Below are 19,749 nucleotides of genomic sequence, written 5' to 3'. Positions count from 1 at the left end.
AACGGCAGCTGGACCCCCCAGGCCGCCACCGAGAGCAACCCCTTCGCCGGCAAGGCCAACAGCGGCGCCACCTGGACCAACGACATCAGCCACGGTGAGTTGATCCGCACCAGCGCCGACCAGACCTTCACCGTCGACCCCTGCAACCTCCAACTGCTCTACCAGGGCCGATCGCCCTCCTCCAACGGCGTCGACTACGGCCTGCTGCCGTACCGCCCCGGCCTGCTCACCCTGCAACGCTGACCTGATCCACCACCCGCGGGGCGGGCCCGGCACAGCCGGGCCCGCCCTCGTGGCGGCGCAGCTCACGAGGACGACTTCCAGCGCGGGCCGTCGCGCACCAATCTGGCGCTGAGCAGGACGAGTCCGAGCAGGCCGACGAGCCACGCCGCCTCGACGAGCGCGGGTCGTACGCCCACCGCCTCGGGGAAGTACGACGTGGTCTGCAACAGCGCGATGACGCTCCCGTTCGGGTGGATGACGCTGATGGTCCGGTACGGCTGCGGGAGGAGAGCGGTCGCCACGGCACCGCCCGAGGCCGCGTTGCCGATCGCGATGAAGATCAGCCACGTCGGGACCACCGCCCACCGGCCGATCAGGATCACCATCAGCGTGCTGAACAGGCCGGTGACGGCGATCTGGGCGGCCAACGTACCCCAGAGGGCCGGCAGGGGCGCCGGAAGCGCCCCGAGGATCGGACCCACGGTGACCGCCAGCGCGATCCCGCCCACGACGGCGAGGCCGGCGAGAATGGCAAACCAGGTCCGCAGCGGCACCCGGCCGACGTTGATCCGCAGTTGCAGGGCCGTCAGGAAGCCGAGCAGGGTCGCGGCGATCATCACGTAGAACGCGGCCAGACCCGAACGGTCGGTGTCGGGCAGCGGCCGGACGTCCGTCACGAGCAGTTCCCGACCACCCTGCTCGTTGAGCTGTAGAGCGGCGTTGCGCAGCACCTGGGCGAGTGTGTTGCCGGCGGCGCTGGCGACCAGCAGCCGCGACCGGCCGGGTTCCACCACCAGCGCCGCGTAGACCCGTTGTCGCTCGATGGCGCGCTGGGCTTCTCCGGCGGTCGGGTAGCTCTGGTACCGCAGCGCGCCGCGCATGCGCGACCGCAGCTCCTGCGCGACCCCCGCGTCGGCAGTCGCGTCCCCGACGAGCGCCGTCGGGATGCGGTTCGGCGGCGGTCGGTCCAACGCCAGGGTGTACGAGGCCACGAAGGCCACGGCCAGCGCGATCCCGACGGCCACGACGGTCAGCACCGTGCTGAGCTCACCGGGTTTGTGCTCCCCGTCAGCCGTGTTCTCCGTCAAGAGAGTTCCCCCTGGTTCGCTTCGCGGTAATGACGAGCATGCCCTCGTCCTGTCGCACCCGTGCCGCGAACAGGGTGATCACCTGCGAATCGAATGGGGAAAGGCGAAACCAAATGTCCACCGTACGGCTCGACGCAGGTGCCGATGATCTGAATTCGGTGCGCAGGACAGCGCGACCCATCGTCGACAAGGGATACTCTCCGAGCCCACGCCGATGGTCAATTGACCTCGCGAGCAAGGAGAACCCCACCTCACCATGCCTAGAAGACTGCTCTGCGTGCTGATGTCCGCCAGTCTCGCCGTTGGTACGGCGCTCGGCGTGACACAGCCGGCGCAGGCCGCCGACCCCTCCGTCGACGGTGGTGGCCGGGCGAACGCCGGCATCGCCCCGGGCGCGCGCAGCTCCGCGATGGCCAAGAGCGCCGCCATCCCAGCGGGTTACACGGTCCGGGGAATCGACGTCTCCAGCCACGACCACAACCTCGGCCCGATCAACTGGCCGGCCGTCGCGGCAAGCGGCGTCAAGTTCGCCTACGTCAAGGCTACGGAAGGTCGGACGTACCTCAATCCGTATTTCGCCGAGGACTACGCGGCCGCCAAGGACGCCGGACTTCTCGTCGGCGCGTACCACTTCACCCGGCCGGACAAGCGCGACCCGATCAACGAGGCCAACTTCTTCGTCGACAATGCGAAGTTCGCCAAGGACGGTCAGACCCTCGTGCCGATGGTCGACATCGAGTGGCCGTACTGGAGCGGAGCGCCCACCTGTTACGGGCTCACCCCGACCGAGATGTCGAACTGGATCAAGTCCTTCACCGACCAGGTCAAGGCCCGCATTGGCCGGCCCCCGATGATCTACACGAACACCAACTACTGGAACCCCTGCACCGGCAAGAACGCGTCGTTCGGCGCGAACCCGTTGGACATCGCCGGCTACACCACGGCTCGTCCGCCACTGCCGGCGGGTTGGACCACGGAGGCCATCTGGCAGTACGCCGCCGGCAACCCGAGCCAGCTCGGCAACTACAGCCAGAACGTCTTCAACGGCACCTACGCGGCGCTCACCAAGCTCACCAGCACGCCGGTGGCCGCGCCTCCCGTCGCCCTCCGCTCGCGGGCGAACAAGCGCTACGTGGTGGCCGAGAGCGCCGGCACCAAGCCGCTGATCGCCAACCGCACCACCGTTGCCCGGTGGGAGCAGTTCGACGTGATCAGTGCCGGCGGCGGTTACGTCGCGCTCCGCTCGCGGTCCAACGGTCGGTACGTGAGCGCGGAGAGCAAGGGAACGAAGCCTCTCATCGCCAACCGGACCAAGGTCAGCACGTGGGAGAAGTTCACCATCGTCAACAACTCGGACGGCACGATCAGCCTGCGCGCCGCGGCCAACGGCAGATATGTGGTGGCGGAGAGCAAGGGCACCAAGCCCCTCATCGCCAACCGGACGTCGATCAGCAGCTGGGAGAAGTTCGACCGGATCTCCCTCTGATCGCCGCCGCCTGCCCGGTGCCCTGATCGCGGGGGCGCCGGGCAGGCGGTTCCGGGGCTACCGCTGCCCGCCGTCGAGGTAACGCAGCACCGCGGTGACCCGACGGTCGGCGCGGTCGTCCGGCGGCAGCTGGAGTTTGGCGAAGATGCTCCGGATGTGCTTGTGCACCGCGCCGTCGGTGACGAACAGCCGCTCGGCGATCGCGGTGTTACCGAGCCCTTCGGCCATCAGTCCCAGCACCTCGCGCTCGCGGGGCGACAGCTCGCCCAGCGCCGTGTCCGTCCGCCGGTTGCGGGCGAGCAGTTGGGCCACCACCTCGGGGTCGATAACGCTGCCGCCGTCGGCGACCCGGCGCAGCACGCTGAGGAACTCCTCGACCCGGCCCACCCGTTCCTTCAACAGGTAGCCGAGGCCGACGGCGCCCACCGAGAACAGTTCGGTGGCGAACGCCTGCTCCACGTACGCCGAGAGGACCAGCACCGCGAGGCCCGGGCGACGTCGCCGGGCCTCCACCGCGGCCACGATGCCCTCATCGGTGTGGGTCGGCGGCATCCGTACGTCCACGATCGCCACGTCCGGCGCGTGCTCGTCGACGGCGACCAGGAACTCGCCCGGCGTACCCGCCGTGGCCACCACGTCCAACTCCTCCGCCCGCAGCAGCAGCGCCAACCCCTCGCGCAGCAGCGGGTCGTCCTCCGCGATCACGATCCGCACGGCAGCTCCACACGCATCCTCGTCGGTCCTCCCGGTGGGCTGGTCAGTGCCATCCGCCCGTCGTACGCCTCGACCCGCCGGCGGATGCCGGTGAGCCCGGAGCCACGCGCCTCGGCGGCGCCGCCGCGCCCGTCGTCCTCGACGGTCACCAGTAGCTGGCCCTGCTCACGACGGACGGCGACGTCCACCCGGCTCGCGCCGCTGTGCCGGACGACGTTGGTCAGCGCCTCGGCCACCACGAAGTACGCGGTGGCCTCGACCGATGCCGCGCAGCGGACGGCAACGTCGACCGTGAGCCGACAGGGCACCGCGCAACTCGCGGCCAGGCCCGCCAGCGCACCGGCAAGACCTCGATCGTCAAGCACCGGCGGCAGGATGCCCCGCACCACCGTACGGAGTTCGCCGAGGGCCTGTTCCGCCGCATCCTGCGCCTGCCCGAGGATCTCGTCGGCGCGGTCGGGGTCACGCCGCACGGCCCGCCGCGCCGCCCCCAGCAGCACGTTGACCGCGACCAGCCGATTCTGCGTCCCGTCGTGCAGCGACCGCTCGATGCGGCGCAGCTCCAGCGCGTGGGCGTCCAGCGCGGCGGCCCGGGTGGCGGTCAGCGCGGCCACCCGCAGCGACAGGTCGATCCCCGGCGGCGGAGGCAGCAGCAACCGGCCGGGCCAGGCCTGGACCCGGGCCAGCGCCGGACCGAACCCGATCGCGGCGACCAGCCAGCCCACCCCGAGCAGGCCCACCAGGAGCGCTTCGGACAGCTCGTCCACGCGCCACCAGACGATCCCCGGAGCACCGTCCTCGGGTGCGACCAGCCGGTACCAGAGCGGAAAGGTGATTTCCTGGAGGGCGTTGAGCGGCAGGGCGAGGCCGACCAGCCCCGACAGCAGTCCGATGACCGAGTGCAGCGTGATCCAGCCGACTTCCCGGCGGACGAACGGATCACGTGCCGCCTCCCGCAGCCCCTCCTGCACCGGCCCCGGTGCCGGGATCGGCGCGCCCCAGCGGGACAGCCGGGCGCGCTCCCGATCGGCCACCGAACGCACCGCGCGCAGTGCGCCGGGCACCAATCCTCGGCCCAGTCCGGTCAGGCAGACAAGCGCCACGACCGCCGCCCACAGCAGCGCGCCCAACGCGAGCAGGGCGGTGCCGAGCCCGCCGACGAGGTGTTCGAGGGCGTCGACGGATGCCCGGAACCGGCCTCGCACGTACGCCATCGCCGCCCACCTCCCGCGCCAACATAGGTCACGGTGGGCACCCTCGGCAGCCTCCGCGGCGGAAAGTACAGCCTGCTGTACCAGCGGTTGTCGAGCTGGGGGGATCGTCGCCGTGGGTTACCGCTTCGCCGCCATCCCGCCAGATCTGATCAGCCGTTCACGCCGAAGGCGTACCCGAATTGGTTCTAGCCGGTGGCGACCGCCGCCCGTCGGACGGACCCGGCGCGGGCCGCCCAGCGCCCGTCCTCGTGGCGTACCTCGATGGGGTGCGCGAAGGCCGCCGAGACCTGCGCGGTCGTGACCGTCTCGTCGGCCGGGCCGGCGGCGACCACGCTGCCGCCGTTGATCAGCATGGCGTGGGTGGTCGTCGCCGGAAGTTCCTCGAGGTGGTGGGTGACCATGATCGAGGCGAGGCTGGGGTGGGTCTCGCGGAGCAGGTCGATGGTCTCGAGCAACTGTTCGCGGGCCGCGACGTCGAGACCGGTCGAGGGTTCGTCCAGCAGCAGTAGTCGCGGCTGGCTGATGAGCGCCCGGACGATCAGGGCACGGCCGCGCTCGCCCTGCGAGAGAGTCGGCCAGCGCTCGTCGGCCCGGTCGACCAACCCGAACATGCCCAGCAGGGAATCCGCCCGGTCACGGTCGTCCCGGGTCGGCTGCCAACGCGGCGGCAGGTCGATCGACCCGACGAGCCCGGTCAGGACGACCTCCCGGATCGTCAAAGGTGACCGCAGCGGATGACGGGGGTTCACGTGACCGATCGCCCTGCGGAGCTGCTGCAGGTCGACGCGGCCGAGTCGTTGACCGAGGATCCGTACGGTCCCCGAGGTCGGGTGGGTCAGCGCACCGCAGAATCCCAACAGCGTGCTCTTGCCCGCCCCGTTCGGGCCGAGCAGCGCCCAGTGCTCGCCTTCGCCCACGGTGAGGTCGATGCCGTGCAGGATCTGCTTGCCGTTCCGCCGGAACGTCACGTCGCACAGTTCGACGACGGGAGACGGCGGGTGGGGCTCGGCGGTCCTGGGGAGCATGGGCCCTCTATCGGTACGGCGACGGTTGCCCTGCACCGTGCCACAGACCGGTCGTACGGGTCAGTGACCAGGGCCACCGCCGTCGTACGCGCCCCATCGGCGGTATCCCTCGACGGGCTCACTCGTTGGTAGCCGTGTGCCGCGCGCCATTCGGTCCGGATGTCCGGCGTCGTCGCGGCGGCGTGGGCGGACGACGGCAGCGGGGGCGGCGAAGCCATGACGAGGGCGGACCCGACCGGGCCACGACGCAAACCCAGCTCGTCGGCTCGGGCCACCCTCCTGGAGTTGTTCTTCGACGTCTTCTACGTGGCCGTGTTCGCGCAGTTGTCGATGCAGTTGGCCAATGATCCGACCTGGGCGGGGCTCGGGCAGCGACTCATCCTGCTGTTGGCCGCCTGGTGGACCTGGTCGGTGACGGTGAACACCACCGAGTTCTACGAGCCGCAGCTCCGGGCGGTCCAGGGTGTGGTCGTCGGCACGATGGTCGGCGTGTCTCTGCTCGCGGTCGCCCTACCGGGGGCCTACGACGGGCGGGGCCTCCTCTTCGCCGCCGCGTACGTCGGCCTCCACCTGGCCCGGGGAATCATGCTGATCGTCGCGCTGCGTCCACGCCGGGCGCACGCGCGGGAGGAGCGCTTCCTCTTCTGGTTCGTCGTGTCCGGCGTGCTGTGGGTCGCTGGCGGCCTCGCCGAGCCGGGTTGGCGTACCGGCCTCTGGATCGGCGCGCTCGCGATCGACTACCTGGCGGCGGCGCTGCGCTACCCGACGCCACTGCGCGGACGGATACCGCTGGAGCAGTACAGCCAGTTGAGCGTCCATTTCGGCGAGCGCTATCAGCAGATCGCGATCCTGGCGCTCGGCGAGCTGACCCTGATGACCACGCTGACGTTCGGCAGCACCCCGTACACCCCGGCCCGCGCCGTCGCGTTCGCCGCCGCGATCCTCACGGCGCTGTTGTTCTGGCAGATCTACGTGTTGCAGAGCAACAAGCTCGTCGACCGCTCGGCGCACTCGCGCCCACGCCACTCGGTGTACCTCGCGCCGTACGTCTACGCCCTGGTGGTGACCGGGGTCATCGCCACGTCGGCGGGGGTGGACCTCGTACTCCACGAGCCGCTGCGGACCACCCCGGCGAGCTGGGTGGTCCTCATCGCCGGTGGGCCGGTCCTGTTCGTGATCGGGCGGATGAACTCCGAGTACGTACTCCTGGGCCAGCTACCGAAGTCGCGCCTGGCCTGGCTGGCGCTGCTGGTGGGCGCGACGCCCGTGTTGATGCTGCTCGACCCCGTCCTCGTCACGGTCGCCGCGGCGGGCGTCCTGGTCGGCATCACGCTCAGCGACACCTGGCGGCTTCGCGCCCGCGCCCTGGCGAGCTGAGGGCGCGGCTGCCGTCGAGGTAGACCAGATCGGGCCAATGAATCTACACTCATCTCTGTTAGCGCTCACACTCGTCCCAGTGCTGAGGCAGAACGCCGTGCCGATCCGACGATCGGCGCGAGCCGGGCCACGCCCGGCAGCCGGCGGCTGCTCGGTCCGGCCGGCCCCCTCTCGGATGTCGACTGCCCCGGGCGGCCCTACCGATCGGCCAACGCCCTCGGCCAGCTCTACCAACCAAGGGGAGATCCATGCGAACGAGGGCACGATGGCTCGCGACACTCGCCGCGCTCGGTGTCGTGATCGCCGGGGTGGTGGCACCCACCAGTCCCGCCAGCGCAGAGTCCAACGGTGGGGTACGCGTGATGCCGCTCGGTGACTCCATCACCGAGGGCACGCAGGTGCCCGGCGGATACCGCATCGGGCTCTGGCAGCGGCTCGCCGCCGGCCGGTACACGGTGGACTTCGTCGGATCGCAGTTCAACGGGCCAGCCAGCCTGGGCGACCACGACCACCAGGGGCATCCCGGCTGGCGGATCGACCAGATCGACGCGAACATCGTCAACTGGCTCAACACCCAGCGGCCGGCGACCGTCCTGCTGCACATCGGCACCAACGACATCCTGCAGAACTACAACGTGAGCACCGCGCCGAACCGGCTCTCCACGCTGATCGACAAGATCACCACCACCGCGCCCACCGCCGAGGTCTTCGTGGCGCAGCTCATCCCGCTCTCCAACAGCAACCAGGAGAACGCCGCCCGGACCTTCAACGCGGCCATCCCCGGCATCGTGCAGAGCAAGGTCAACGCCGGTAAGCGCGTACACCTGGTCGACATGCACAGCGCCCTCACCACCGCCGACCTGATCGACGGCATCCACCCCACCTCTGGCGGCTACGACAAGATGGCCGCCCGCTGGTACAGCGCGTTGCAGTCGGTCCCCGGCAGCATCGGCAACCCGAGCAGCGGCGGCGACCCGACCACCACCACCACCCTCGTGGGTACGCTGTCCGGCCGGTGCGTCGACGTCCCCGGCTCCTCCACCACCAACGGCACCCAGGTGCAGCTGTGGGACTGCCACGGCCGCACCAACCAGCAGTGGACCTACACGTCCACCAAAACCCTGACGGTGTACGGCAACAAGTGCCTCGACGCCGCCGGCTACGGCACCTCGCCGGGCACCCTGGTCACCATCTACGACTGCCACGGCGGAACGAACCAGCAGTGGAACGTCAACGCCAACGGCACCATCACCGGCGTGCAGTCCGGCCTCTGCCTGGACCCCTACAACCAGGGCACCGCCAACGGCACCAAGCTCGTCCTCTGGACGTGCACGGGCCAGACCAACCAGCAGTGGAGCCGTCGATGAAGCAGCCGACACGATGGCTGACGGCCGGGCTCGCGGTGGTCCTCGGCCTGGCGCTCGCCACGACGACCCGGGACGCGGCGGTCGCGGACAGCCCGTACCAGCGAGGCCCGGACCCCACCCTGGCCAGCGTGGCCGCCACCCGAGGTCCGTTCGCCACGACGCAGGCGACCGTGCCGGCCGGAAACGGCTTCAACGGCGGGTACGTCTACTACCCCACCGACACCAGCCTGGGCACCTGGGGCGCGGTCGCGATCGTTCCCGGTTACTCCGCGCTGTTCGCCAACGAGGAGGCCTGGATGGGCCCCTGGCTGGCGTCCTTCGGATTCGTGGTGATCGGCATCGAGACCAACAGCCGTACCGACGGCGCCGACGCGCGGGCCACCCAACTGCTCGCCGCGCTGGACTACCTCACCCGGACGAGCCCGGTCCGCAACCGGGTCGACCCGAACCGGCTGGGCGTCATGGGCCACTCGGCGGGCGGCGCAGGCACCCTGCTCGCCTCGCTGCGGCGGCCCACCCTGAAGACGGCGGTCGGTCTCGCGCCCGGCACCCCCGGCAACAACCTGAACATGTCCAGCACGCAGGTGCCGACCATGCTCATCTCCGGCCAGAACGACGGGACGGTCACGCCCTCGTACGTCCAGGGCATCTACAACAGCCTGCCGGCAAGCGTCGAACACGCCTGGGCCGAGCTGGCCGGCAACGACCATCTCTCCTTCACCAGGTCGAACCCGACCGAGATGCGGCTCCTGATCCCCTGGCTGAAGACGTTCCTCGACAACGACACCCGCTACACCCAGTTCCTCTGCCCGCTGGCGGACAGCCGGGGCGTGTCGCGGTACAGCGCCACCTGCCCCCTGGTGCCGCCGGGTGAACCGACACCACCACCCACCACGGGTACGCCCACCACACCGCCGCCCACCACACCGCCGCCCACGACGCCGCCTCCGACGACGCCCCCACCCACCACGCCGCCACCCTCCGACGCTGCCTGCACCGCGGCCTACCACACGGTCAACTCGTGGTCGGGCGGCTTCCAGGGTGAGGTCACGGTGACCGCGGGCACGACCGCCGTCAACGGGTGGACCGTCCGCTGGACGCTGGGCAACGGGCAGAGCATCAGCCAGGTCTGGAACGGCACGCTGAGCACCAGCAGCTCGACAGTGACCGTCCGCAACGCCACCTACAACGGCTCGCTCGCCCCCGGCGGCACGGCCACGTTCGGCTTCCTCGCCACCGGTACGCCGACCAACCCGTCGCCAACCTGCACCAGCCCGTGAACAGCCGCGTGGCGGTCGTCGGCCTGGAGTCCGCTGACGACCGCCACGCGGGTCCGAGCAGTTGCCCGGTCAGCGCCGTCATGCCCAACGGCGCGGTCAGCGATCCTCGTTGTCGAGCGGAACCGGTTCGAGCGCGGGCAGGGGCAGCCAGAAGACGGGGATCATCAGGGCGTAGATGACCAGCCCGGCGGCGGGGGCGACCGTACCGACCGCCGCACCGAGGAGAGTCAGCACCGGTCCCGCCAGGAAGCGTCTCCCCACGAGCCTGCCCGCGTGCGCGCTGACCCGCGGATTCAACAGCCTCGGCGCGCGCATCGCGTACCACCAGAGGGCGTTGAAGAAGATCGCGCCCAGGCCGAAGGAGCCGCCGAAGAACAACACGGCGAGCGGCTCACCCGACCCGTTGCGAAAGGCCGCCGCGAGTACGGAGGCCGCGAACGGCAGGAACGCAACGGTCATCAGCAGCACGGTGTTGAGCAGGAGCACCCCTCGATCAGCGGCGACGACCTGGTCGAACATGACATGGTGGTTGGTCCAGATCGACGCGATCAGGAAGAAGCTCAGCACGTACGCCAGGAACGAGGGCCACAGCTCGACCAGACCCCGACCGAGGTTGGAGGTGTCCTCGGGCGGGTGGATCTCCAGCACCAGGAGCGTGATGGAGATGGCGAAGACGCCGTCGCTGAAGAACACGGTCCGGCTGGGGTCCCGGAGAGCGCTGTCCTGTAGCGCAGCCTCATCCCCCGGTCGTGTCCGCCGCCGGAAGCGCCACCGCCTGGCCATCAGCCTGCCCGGCCGAACGGACAAAAAGCCATAGATGTGAGCATAGTAGGGAAATCGTCCCGTCAACCTCCGACGTCGGGTGGAGAGGGCTGCTCGGGGGGTTTACCCATCGCGCGCATCGCGTCCGAGATGGCGATGCCGGCCAGGACGGCGACGGCGGTGCCGGCCACGGCCAGCGGCGGCACGAGGATCATCGCGGGCGCGACGGCGACCAGCAGGAGGGCGCCGATCAGCCGGGAGCGGGACACCCGCGCGAACACCGCGTGCTCGACCAGCATGCGTCCAGCCAGGAACAGCACCGGTCCGCCGAGGATGGCGATGATCCAGGAGGCACCGGTGGGCCCGAACGGATGGGTGATCACGATTTCGTAGCCGACGGCGATCGCGACGGTGCCGACGACCATGAGCATGTGGGCGATGAACGCCTCCCGGATGAGGTGCGCCGGGTCACGGGCGGCCGTGAGCGCCCCGGGCAGCAACTGGCCCGCCTTGAAGAGGTACACCCGGAACAACAGCACGGTCGTGGCGAACGAGACGGCGAACGCCGCAGCGGCGCCGCCCTCCTGGAACGACGTGTCGCTGTAGGCCGATCCGGTGGTCAGGATCAGCTCACCGAGCGCGATGATGAAGAACTGTCGGTACCGCTCGGAGATGTACTCCGCCGACACCGGCCAGCCCGGTCGGCTGGAGATGTTCCACGGCGCGGGGTAGAAGAGCAGCAGCGCCGTACCGTCGATGGCGAGGGCGAGCGCCCACAGCACCGTCCGCGCCGCACCCGGCAGCAGCGCTCCGACGATCCACGGGACGGCGGACATCGAGAACCACAGGAGCACCCCCGCCGCTCGACTCTGCGCCTTCAGACCGCGCAACGCCGGCACGATGACGAGGCCACGGACGATGTGCACCGCCACGTACGAGCCGGCGAAGACCAGACCCCCGGCACCGAACGCCTCCGGCACCGCGACCGCCATCATCAGGGCGCCGAGCATGGCCGTGTAGACCACGAACTGGACCTGTGGCCGCTCGGAGTTGTAGAGATCGGTGACCCACGCCGTGACGAACCAGAGCGACATGAAGGCCATCAGCAACAGGAACGTCTCGCCGACCTCGGCGAGGACCATTCGCCCCTCGGTCAGGTCCTCGACGAGCCGGTGGGAGACCCGGTTGAGCGCGAAGACGAACACCAGGTCGAAGAAGAGCTCCAGGAGGCTCGGCCGCTGCGGCTGCTCCGGCTTGCGAAGCAGCGTTGCTGCGCCTGTCGACATCCCGCCGCCCGACCTTGCCCGGATTCTTCACCTGTTGGGAATTGATACCACCTTCGGCGGCCCATCGGGGCCGGTACGACATGCCGCCGCCCTTTGGCGTCACCACCCGAGGCGTCCGGACCACGGAGACCGGCTTCCGCTCAGTCGTAGAACACGATGAACGCTGATGCGGAGTCGTTCGGGATCTCGTCTCCGCCACCCCTGAAATCCACTCCACTGTGCGCGGGAACGAACGTGATCCTGCCGCCGCCACTGCCGGCGGCGAAGCCGTGCTCGAAGACACCGATCGTGTGATTACTGCCGTTCCACACGGAGGACGCTGAATCGTTCAGGTTTTTTCCGTTGGTGTACTGGTACCAGCGGAAATCGGCGAAGCTGGCACCGGCATCGACGGTCCGGAACGCCATGGTCGAACCCGTCCAGCCAAAGTTCTCGTAGAAGCAGACCTCCACATACTTCTCGGCGCACCTGTACACCGCCTGTGCGGCCGTCGGGGCGACCGTCACCGAGACCACGACGGCCGCGGTGGTAGCGAACGTAGCCGCGAGAGCTTTGCGCTTCTTCACGTCATCTCCAACAAGAAATAGCCGGCAGAAATTTGCCACGAACCTACGGGCCAGTTCTTGATTCCTTCTGAACATCCCGTTCAGACGAGCTGCGGCGTTCTGCTCCAGGGCTCCGGCAAGAGCCCGAAAGGCCCCGGGCTCGAACGGCTCGCCCCACGGGAACGTCCCGGTCGTGCAAGGCCCGGAGAGCCCCGCAGACGCTCGCCGTACGCCACCGGTTCCAACCCCGCACCGGTCCCGACGGCGCGCTATCACGACCAGGTCCGGTACGTCGTCGCGAGTGATCAGGCGGCAGCGCCCGCCTTGAGGCGGGCGGTGATGTCGACGACCCGTCGGGCCTGATGGCGGGCCGCCTGGAGGACCACCTCGCCGGGCGGGCCGTCGCCGACCACGTGGGAGGTGCCGTAGGGGTTGCCGGCCTGGAACTGGACGGGGTCGGTGTAGCCGGGGGGCACGATGATGCCGCCCCAGTGGCAGAAGGTGTTCGCCAGCGCCAGGAGAGTGGACTCCTGGCCGCCGTGCGCCGTGTTGGATGAGGTGAACGCCGAGTACACCTTGTCGGCGAGCTTGCCCTGAAACCACAGCGGGCCCGTCGTGTCGATGAATGCGCGTAGCTGGCTGGCCGGGTTGCCGAAGCGGGTCGGGGTGCCGAAGAGCACCGCGTCGGCCCAGTCCAGATCGTCGTGGCTGGCCTCGGCGATGTCCGCCGTCTCCTGCAGGTGCCGGTCCCACTCCGGCCTGGCGCTGACCGCCGCCGCCGGTGCGGTTTCGAGCACCTTGCGCAGTCGCACGGTGGCGCCGGCCTTCTCGGCGCCCTCGGCGGCGGCCTGCGCCAGCGTGTGGATGGTGCCGGTGGAGCTGTAGTAGATGATCGCGACATGCACGGGTTCCACGGTCGATCTCCTCCCTCTGCGGTTCTGACCGGTACGACGAGACAGCGCGAGAAGATGTGAGGCGACCTGCGACCGCACAATTCGCGGCGACGGTTCGTCGTAAGGGGTGAGCCAGATCGTTCGAAGGAGTCGGTGAACCCATGGCCCACCCACCCGAGCGGCTGCACGACCGGCCCGATCCGAGCCTCAGCGCGATCATCAGCGAGCGCCGTCAGCTGACCAACCTGGCGTACCGACTGCTGGGCTCCCTGGGCGACGCGGAGGACGTCGTGCAGGAGACCTACGCCCGCTGGTACGCCATGTCCCCCCGACAGCAGGAGGGCATCGACGCTCCCGGCGGCTGGCTGACCACAGTTGCCAGCCGCATCTGCCTGGACCTGCTCCGCTCGGCGCGGGTCAGGCGCGAGCGTTACGTGGGCGAATGGATCCCGGAGCCGCTCCCCGACCGGGCCGAATGGATCAGCGGCCGGTCAAGCGGCGACGCCGACCCCGCCGACCGGGTCACCCTCGACGAGTCGGTCAGCATGGCCTTCCTGGTCGTCCTCGACGCGATGACCCCTGCCGAGCGGGTCGCGTTCATCCTGCACGACGTCTTCGGCTACCCCTTCGCCGAGGTGGCCGCGATCGTCGGCCGTACCCCCGGAGCCTGCCGTCAGCTCGCCACGTCGGCCCGCCGCCGCATTCACGTGCCGCGGCCCGATGCGGGCTCGTCGGCACGACGTGCCGATCTCGTCCGGGCCTTCAAACGCGCGTGGGAGGCCAAGGACATCGACGCGCTCATCGGCCTGCTGGCGTCCGACGCCACGGCGACCGGCGACGGCGGGGGGCACGTCACCGCCGCGCTCCGCCCGATCGAGGGAGCCGAGCAGGTAGCCCGCTTCTTCGTCGACCGGCCCACGGCGGCGGCCGGCGTGACACTTCAGGACTGCACGGTCAACGGCCAGCCCGGTCTGGTGGCTCGGCGGTACGGCGTCCCGGTGTCGGTGATGGCGTTCGACGTCAGCGACGACCACATCCACCACATCTGGGCCGTACTCAATCCCGACAAGCTCCGCTCCTGGAGAGCGACCTGTTGACTACAGGTCCACTGTGGAGGTTTTCGGGCGAGTGTCATGAGACTGTCATGTTTGGTCACCCGGCCGGGGGATACTTCAATCACGTTCGACTATCCACGGGGGATAGTGGTACGGGGGATCGGCTCAGCGGCCGAGTCAGTGCCGCCCGGCCACCGCCGCGCCGCAATGCCGGGTGAGATGATGATCAGGCCCGGTGTCTCCATGAGTTGCGGGGGACGACAGGACGTGCAGTCGCACACGCCAGGGCAGCAGTTCACGCAAGAAGGCGCTCAGGCCGGCTCGGTCGCGGGCTCACCGCAGGCGCCGGAAGTCGCCATCGATCGGCTGGCTCAGCTTTCGCAGGACCTGGAACAATTGGCCGAGGCGATCCTCGACCAGTGCGCGGATGTCAGCCAGCAAGATACCGAGTCCGATGCGGTTGAGCTGATCACCAAGGTGCTGACGCTGCAGACGCGCTCGGTCACCATGGTGGAATGCGCCGTCGCGCACGCCCGCTACCGAGGCGTCAAGTGGCGGCAGATCGGGGATCTGCTGGGCGTGAGCCGACAAGCAGCTCACGCCCATTTCAGCAACATCGTGCAGCAGCACCGGTGTCCCACGTGATCAGACCAGCAGGCGTGCGCCGGCCATGGCGAACAGGCCGGCGCCGAACGACCACAGGAACCGTCCGAGGCCCATGATGATGGCGACCGACACGTGCATGAGGATCGCGCAGACCATCCAGGCGATGAGCGGCCATCCACCGAGAATGAGGAAGATCGGGCAGGAGACCTCGATCAGGATCACGCTCCAGGCGGTGAGCCGCGTGATCGTGGGCCGGTTGAGCATGTGCCAGGCGATCTGCGCCGAGCCGAACCGCGGCGAGTTGACCGCCAGAGCGACCTGACGTCCGTGCCGCCACGCCGGCACCCGGAGCTTCGCCACGCCGCTCCACAGGTAGGCGAGGCAGACGTTCAGGGCGACCAGCCACGCCGCCCAGTCGGTCAGGGCGGTCGACGGCACCAGCCAGAGCACGCCGAGGCCGGCCAGCACGATCATGAGCATGATGTCCGCGCCGTCACCGAGCGGTTGGAGTGCGACCATCAGGTAACCGAGGATCAGAACGGCCGCCAGCCCTCCACCGGACAGGCACGCTCGCGGGTCGACGAGGAACCAGCCGCCGAGCAGGGCCGGCAGCAGGGCGATCATCCGGTGCGCGAGCACCCACCGCGGGCCGGCGGCGGCGTCCGGGCGCCGCCAGCGGGCCAGCCCGGGAAGCGCGGCGGTCAGCTCGGCGCCGGTCACCAGCAGGGCGATGCCGGCCACCCGGGCGGCCAGCGGGAACAGGTCGTCGGCGAAAAGACCGCTCGGGAACCATTCAGCTGTCATGACGGATCTCCGATCGGCTGCTTGCTGCGGGGAGGACGGGTTCGCGGGCGGACACGAAGATCGTGCGAGGCGGCGATGTGGTCCAGTACCCACGGGTCAGCACCAGCCGGAACTCGGCCCGGTCCGCAGGTGTGGGGTCGGCGGTCCGCAGCGCTGAGCGGCGTACCGACGCCATGACCCGCCGGTATGCGGGGTCGTCACGCATGTCGCGGCCGTCGGCCGCACCCCCGCTGATCAGCCGGTACGCCAGGATCTGCGCGCTCTGATCGGCGCGCTGGCTGGGCCGCCACATCGCGGACCACCAGCGCCAGCGGTTGCTCGTCAGCGGTGTCCAGGGGTGCTCGTCCGCGTCGGCCGAGGTGGCCGCCGCCGATCTGCTGTGCATCCGGTAGGACAGGTCGAGGTCGAACATGCCGAAGCGCTGAGCGAACAGCCCCCAGAACGGCAGGATCGACCGCAGCGTTGCGACCCCGATCCGGACCTGTCGCATCCGGCGGTCCACCGCCGGCACGAAGCTGATGATCGCGGCCGCGGTGTAGGCGGAGAACAGCAGCAGGAAGCACCACGCCAGGAGGTGACCGATCATCGCGCACCGACCGTGTCCGCCAGGGCCCGTGGGCCGGTGGCCTGGTGCCGGTCGCGCAACCCGGCCACGACGTCGGCCACGCGGGAGACGCCGCCGACCGCACGCAGCGCCCCCGTGCGCAGCACACCACCGATGTTGGCCTCCCCGGTGACGACGCCCCGCAGGGTGGCCGAGTCGGTCAGGATGCGGGCCCGCGGCAGGCACGGCCGGTCGCAGAACGACGCCTCGCCGGTCGCGGGGTCGATCAGCCAGGAGGACTGCCGGTCCTCGATCGTCACCAGCACGTGGTCCCGCAGGCGGTCCTGCTCGTGGGAGCAGAGCCGCGGGGCCGGATCGTCGCCGCCCAGCACGTCGGCCAGCGCAGTGACGGCAGACCGGCCCGGGCTTTCGCCCGCCGGCCCTTCGGACGGCAGGGCATTCCAGTCGGGTCCGACCTCCGGGTGGTCCAGCTGTCGCAGGCACTCGTTCATCCGCTGCATGAGGTCGGGCGGGATCAGGTGGATCGGTACGCGTCGTCCCGTACCCACGCTGTCGGCGGAGACCCGGTCGGTGAACGGCAGCTTGTGGTCGCCGGCGCCGATGTCGTGCTGTCCGGCGAAAGCCGACCGGGACAGGCCGGGGACGTCCTCGACGCCCAGGAATCCGGTCAGCCGGCGCAGCTCGCGGTCCGGGTCGCGGGCGAGGTCCTCGTACCGGACGCGCACCGTGCGGTCCGGGTTGCGTCGCTCGTAGCTCAGCAGCGCCTCGGTGTGATCGCACCAGTACCGCACGAGCGCGTGCACGGTGTTGCCGGGGGACTTCTGGACGTACTTCTCGAAACCGTACGCGGCGAAGCCCCAGCGGCTCGCGTCCAGGCCGGACATCACGAAGTCGAGGCAGTGCCGGTGCAGGGCGACGAAGCGGGCCTGCGGAAAGACGTCGGAGAGCAGCGGTGCCAGCCAGAGGTTATCGAGCGACTTGTCGCACCAGAGGCGCTTGTCGCGGGCCCGGGCGTACGCGCGCATCGGCCGGTCCACCGCCGTGCGGATCTCGTCGATCACCTCGGTCGGCAGCGGACCTCGACCACCGGAGAGGCAGACCTGCCGCCAGGCTCGTTCGGTGGTCTCGCACACCCGGGCCACGCTCGTCTCGGGTGGGCTCGCCAGCTCCGGATGGGCGTCCAGCAGAACCCGCAACAGGGTCGACCCTGACCGGGCGAAGCACAGGATGAAGACCGGGCCGTCGGTGCTGGTGCGCGGCTCGCTCGTCATGGCGTTACCTCCAGTCTGATCAGTTGACGGCGCTGACGTCGGTGAGGGACCGCGGGCCACCCGGGACGACCGTGAGCGGGGTGAGATCACCCGCGGTCATCCGCAGCGCCCGATCGCAGGCGCCGAGGACCGGCGCCGAATGGGCGACCACGATCCGGGTACCGGGCATCATCTGCAGCGCGGTGAGCACGGTCTGCTCGGTGCCCGGGTCCAGGTGGCTGGTGGGCTCGTCGGCCACCAGCAGGTCCGGCCGGGCCAGGAAGGCGCGGGCCAGGGCGAGGCGTTGCCGCTGCCCGCCGGAGAGGTGCATGCCTCGGCTGCCGATCGGAGTGTCGAGCCGCAGCGGCATCGCCGCGACGTCCTCCTCGACAGCGGCGAGCTCCAGCGCCTCCCATACCGCCCGGTCGGGCACGCCAGCGCGCCACGCCAGCACGTTGTCGCGGATAGTGCCAGAGAACAACTCCGGGTCCTGCGGTACGTAGGCATAGGACAATTCGCCGGGCGTCCGCCGGCCGCCTGCGTCGACGCGCACCCGGGTCACGGTGCCCGATCGCGGCTGGTACAGGCCGAGGAGAAGGTGGATGAGGGTGGTCTTGCCCCCACCGGTGGCCCCACCGATGCCGAGCAGTTCGCCGGGGCGCACCTCCAGTGACACGTCGTCGACCACATCGGCGCCGTCCTGGTGATAGCGATAGCTGACCCGCTCCAGCCGGATCGCCGCTCGGGCCGGCTGCCGGACGGCGCCGGTGACGTCAGCGGTGTCCTGGCCGGTAGCCGTATCGCCGGCATGCGCGACCGGCGCCGGCGCTGCGCCGTCGATGATGTCCTCCAGCCGCTCCAGCTGGCCGCGGACCAGGAAGATGCCCTGCGCCCCGGTCACCAGGCGCCCGAGGGTAGCCAGGAACATGCCCGCGACGGTCAGCATGGCCAGGACGGAGCCGAGCCGTACGGTGCCGTCGGCCGCCAGCCAGACGCCGGTTAGCACGATGGTGATGGGGACGGCGAACTGCACGAGGCCGGTGAAGGCTTGCAGGGTCTGCAGTTCGGAGTCGCGCTTGAGGCCCCGGGCGGCCGACGCCGCGAAGGTCCGCAGCCAGCGTCCGGTCACCCCGGCTTCCAGCCGCATCGCCTTGATCACCGCGTAGTTGTTCACCGCGTCGACCGAGTTGATCTGAAGCTCGGCATCGGCGCGGAGTGCCTCCCGCTGGGCAGCCTCCACCCGCCGACCGAAGGCGACTGCGGCGCCCATCTGCAACGCGGCGCCCAGCAGCGCGATCACCGACAGGGCCGGCGAGACGGCCACCAGGGCGGCCAGATAGATCAGGGTCAGGGGCAGGTGCAGGCCGGCGGCGAGAAGCAGCAGGGTCAGGGAATCCCGGAGGGCGGCGTTGGCGGAGATCCGGGAGAGGATGTCCCCCGCCGCACGCTGCTCGAGGAATTCCAGGTCCTTGCCGAGGAGGTGGTGGACGAAGGCGGTCATCAACCGCGCGTCGATCCGGGCCCGTAGGCGCAGGACCAGTCCCGACTGCAGCAGAGTGCCCAGGAACTGCAGGCCCAGACAGCCGGCCGCCGCGACGCCGACCAGCCAGGGCGACAGGTGCCCCTCGCGGGCCACGGCGGCGTTGACCGCCTCGCGGGTGAGCAACGCCGGGCCGAGAGTGGCGGCGACCATGATCGCGGTGGCGGCGATCAACTGACCGCGCAACCCGCGAGAACTCCGCGTGATCACTCCCCGCAGGGACAACCGCGACGCGACGTCCGGCGACGAATGCTGCCGCCCGTCACCGGCAACGCCGAAGACGATCAGCGGCCCGGACATCCGCCGCGCAAGGGCCTCCGCATCGCAGCGTTGCCGGCCCTGCCCCGGATCGACCATCTCGACCTGGCCACCCCGCACACGGGTGAGCACCACGAAGTGGTTGCCGTCCACGTGCAGGACTGCCGGCATCGCGGTCGAGGTGACCGCGGCGCGCAGATCCTGCACGGCGTACGCCCGCGCGGTCAGTCCATGGGCGGTGGCCGTCGCTAAGATCCGGGCGACGGACGTACCGTCCCGGCCGCTACCGAGAGCGCGCTGCCAGAAGCCGGTCGAGGCGCTGCGGCCGAGAGCGCTGCCGACCATCGCCAGACAGGCCGCGGCGCAGTCCGACTGGGACATCTGCAGGATCGTCTGAACCCGTTTCGCCATC

19 protein-coding genes are annotated in these 19,749 nt (G+C 70.1%); 7 read left to right on the top strand and 12 right to left on the bottom strand.

The window, feature by feature from the left end; all coding sequences use genetic code 11:
- Nucleotides 1–243 (top strand): non-reducing end alpha-L-arabinofuranosidase family hydrolase (locus AB0J36_RS17605; protein WP_363660863.1); only part of this gene is annotated, 243 nt, incomplete at its 5' end.
- 62 nt (nt 244–305) lie between these two features.
- On the opposite strand, the gene AB0J36_RS17600 is transcribed toward AB0J36_RS17605, so the two are convergent.
- Nucleotides 306–1,310 (bottom strand): hypothetical protein, encoded by a 1,005-nt coding sequence (locus AB0J36_RS17600; protein ID WP_363660862.1) that lies wholly within the window; start codon nt 1,308–1,310, stop codon nt 306–308.
- Between the two features lie 256 nt (nt 1,311–1,566).
- Between AB0J36_RS17600 and AB0J36_RS17595 the strand changes: the two genes are divergently transcribed.
- Nucleotides 1,567–2,796: a GH25 family lysozyme gene (locus AB0J36_RS17595; protein WP_357393815.1), complete on the top strand. Its 1,230-nt coding sequence runs from the start codon at nt 1,567–1,569 to the stop codon at nt 2,794–2,796.
- Between the two features lie 57 nt (nt 2,797–2,853).
- Here the strand turns inward: AB0J36_RS17595 and AB0J36_RS17590 are convergent, their stop codons facing one another.
- The 3 genes from AB0J36_RS17590 to AB0J36_RS17580 all read right to left on the bottom strand — a co-directional run bounded on the left by AB0J36_RS17590 (nt 2,854) and on the right by AB0J36_RS17580 (nt 5,749).
- Nucleotides 2,854–3,510, bottom strand: a complete 657-nt coding sequence (locus AB0J36_RS17590; protein ID WP_357131747.1) for a response regulator transcription factor — start codon at nt 3,508–3,510, stop codon at nt 2,854–2,856.
- Nucleotides 3,498–4,724, bottom strand: coding sequence for a sensor domain-containing protein (locus AB0J36_RS17585; protein WP_357393813.1), 1,227 nt, complete (start codon nt 4,722–4,724; stop codon nt 3,498–3,500). Before AB0J36_RS17585 ends, AB0J36_RS17590 begins: the two co-directional genes overlap by 13 nt.
- A 185-nt stretch (nt 4,725–4,909) precedes the next feature.
- Nucleotides 4,910–5,749, bottom strand: coding sequence for an ATP-binding cassette domain-containing protein (locus AB0J36_RS17580; protein WP_357171814.1), 840 nt, complete (start codon nt 5,747–5,749; stop codon nt 4,910–4,912).
- A gap of 159 nt (nt 5,750–5,908) precedes the next feature.
- Here AB0J36_RS17580 and AB0J36_RS17575 point away from each other — a divergent pair, with 159 nt between their 5' ends.
- From AB0J36_RS17575 to AB0J36_RS17565, 3 genes are all read left to right on the top strand, one after another.
- Nucleotides 5,909–7,126 (top strand): low temperature requirement protein A, encoded by a 1,218-nt coding sequence (locus tag AB0J36_RS17575; protein ID WP_357171813.1) that lies wholly within the window; start codon nt 5,909–5,911, stop codon nt 7,124–7,126.
- Nucleotides 7,127–7,374: 248 nt separating this feature from the next.
- On the top strand, nt 7,375–8,493 hold the full coding sequence (locus AB0J36_RS17570; protein ID WP_357171812.1) for a ricin-type beta-trefoil lectin domain protein: 1,119 nt from the start codon (nt 7,375–7,377) through the stop codon (nt 8,491–8,493).
- Nucleotides 8,490–9,773 carry a cellulose binding domain-containing protein gene (locus tag AB0J36_RS17565; RefSeq protein WP_357171811.1) on the top strand — a complete coding sequence of 428 codons (1,284 nt, stop codon included), beginning with the start codon at nt 8,490–8,492 and terminating at the stop codon, nt 9,771–9,773. The genes AB0J36_RS17570 and AB0J36_RS17565 overlap by 4 nt, the downstream gene beginning before the upstream one ends.
- A gap of 96 nt (nt 9,774–9,869) precedes the next feature.
- Here AB0J36_RS17565 and AB0J36_RS17560 read toward each other — a convergent pair whose 3' ends face one another.
- From AB0J36_RS17560 to wrbA, 4 genes are all read right to left on the bottom strand, one after another.
- Nucleotides 9,870–10,466, bottom strand: a complete 597-nt coding sequence (locus AB0J36_RS17560) for a TMEM175 family protein (protein WP_357131729.1) — start codon at nt 10,464–10,466, stop codon at nt 9,870–9,872.
- Nucleotides 10,467–10,618: 152 nt separating this feature from the next.
- Complete coding sequence (locus tag AB0J36_RS17555) at nt 10,619–11,821, bottom strand: low temperature requirement protein A (RefSeq protein ID WP_357131726.1); 1,203 nt, start codon at nt 11,819–11,821, stop codon at nt 10,619–10,621.
- Nucleotides 11,822–11,961: 140 nt separating this feature from the next.
- Nucleotides 11,962–12,387 (bottom strand): peptidase inhibitor family I36 protein, encoded by a 426-nt coding sequence (locus AB0J36_RS17550; protein WP_357131723.1) that lies wholly within the window; start codon nt 12,385–12,387, stop codon nt 11,962–11,964.
- Nucleotides 12,388–12,671: 284 nt separating this feature from the next.
- Nucleotides 12,672–13,280 carry an NAD(P)H:quinone oxidoreductase gene (gene wrbA / locus AB0J36_RS17545; RefSeq protein WP_357131720.1) on the bottom strand — a complete coding sequence of 203 codons (609 nt, stop codon included), beginning with the start codon at nt 13,278–13,280 and terminating at the stop codon, nt 12,672–12,674.
- Between the two features lie 140 nt (nt 13,281–13,420).
- Here wrbA and sigJ point away from each other — a divergent pair, with 140 nt between their 5' ends.
- Both sigJ and AB0J36_RS17535 read left to right on the top strand, forming a co-directional pair.
- Nucleotides 13,421–14,356 carry an RNA polymerase sigma factor SigJ gene (gene sigJ, locus AB0J36_RS17540; RefSeq protein ID WP_357131717.1) on the top strand — a complete coding sequence of 312 codons (936 nt, stop codon included), beginning with the start codon at nt 13,421–13,423 and terminating at the stop codon, nt 14,354–14,356.
- 225 nt (nt 14,357–14,581) lie between these two features.
- A complete protein-coding gene (locus AB0J36_RS17535; protein WP_357131714.1) occupies nt 14,582–14,959 on the top strand; it encodes a hypothetical protein in 378 nt (125 codons plus the stop codon).
- Here the strand turns inward: AB0J36_RS17535 and AB0J36_RS17530 are convergent, their stop codons facing one another.
- The 4 genes from AB0J36_RS17530 to AB0J36_RS17515 are packed head-to-tail and all read right to left on the bottom strand — an operon-like array spanning nt 14,960 to nt 19,748.
- Nucleotides 14,960–15,724 (bottom strand): hypothetical protein, encoded by a 765-nt coding sequence (locus AB0J36_RS17530; protein WP_357131711.1) that lies wholly within the window; start codon nt 15,722–15,724, stop codon nt 14,960–14,962.
- The gene (locus AB0J36_RS17525; RefSeq protein ID WP_363660861.1) at nt 15,714–16,310 is read right to left on the bottom strand and encodes a hypothetical protein; all 597 of its coding nucleotides are present in this window, start codon (nt 16,308–16,310) and stop codon (nt 15,714–15,716) included. Before AB0J36_RS17525 ends, AB0J36_RS17530 begins: the two co-directional genes overlap by 11 nt.
- Nucleotides 16,307–17,560: a sulfotransferase gene (locus tag AB0J36_RS17520; protein WP_357171807.1), complete on the bottom strand. Its 1,254-nt coding sequence runs from the start codon at nt 17,558–17,560 to the stop codon at nt 16,307–16,309. Before AB0J36_RS17520 ends, AB0J36_RS17525 begins: the two co-directional genes overlap by 4 nt.
- A gap of 19 nt (nt 17,561–17,579) precedes the next feature.
- The gene (locus AB0J36_RS17515) at nt 17,580–19,748 is read right to left on the bottom strand and encodes an ATP-binding cassette domain-containing protein (protein WP_363660860.1); all 2,169 of its coding nucleotides are present in this window, start codon (nt 19,746–19,748) and stop codon (nt 17,580–17,582) included.
- Nucleotide 19,749: the final 1 nt, after the last annotated feature.

Origin of the sequence: Micromonospora sp. NPDC049662 (genome assembly GCF_040675055.1) — a bacterium.
GTDB lineage: Bacteria > Actinomycetota > Actinomycetes > Mycobacteriales > Micromonosporaceae > Micromonospora.
The sequence above is the reverse complement of the archived record's forward strand: the minus strand, read 5'-3'. Positions and strand labels throughout refer to the sequence as shown.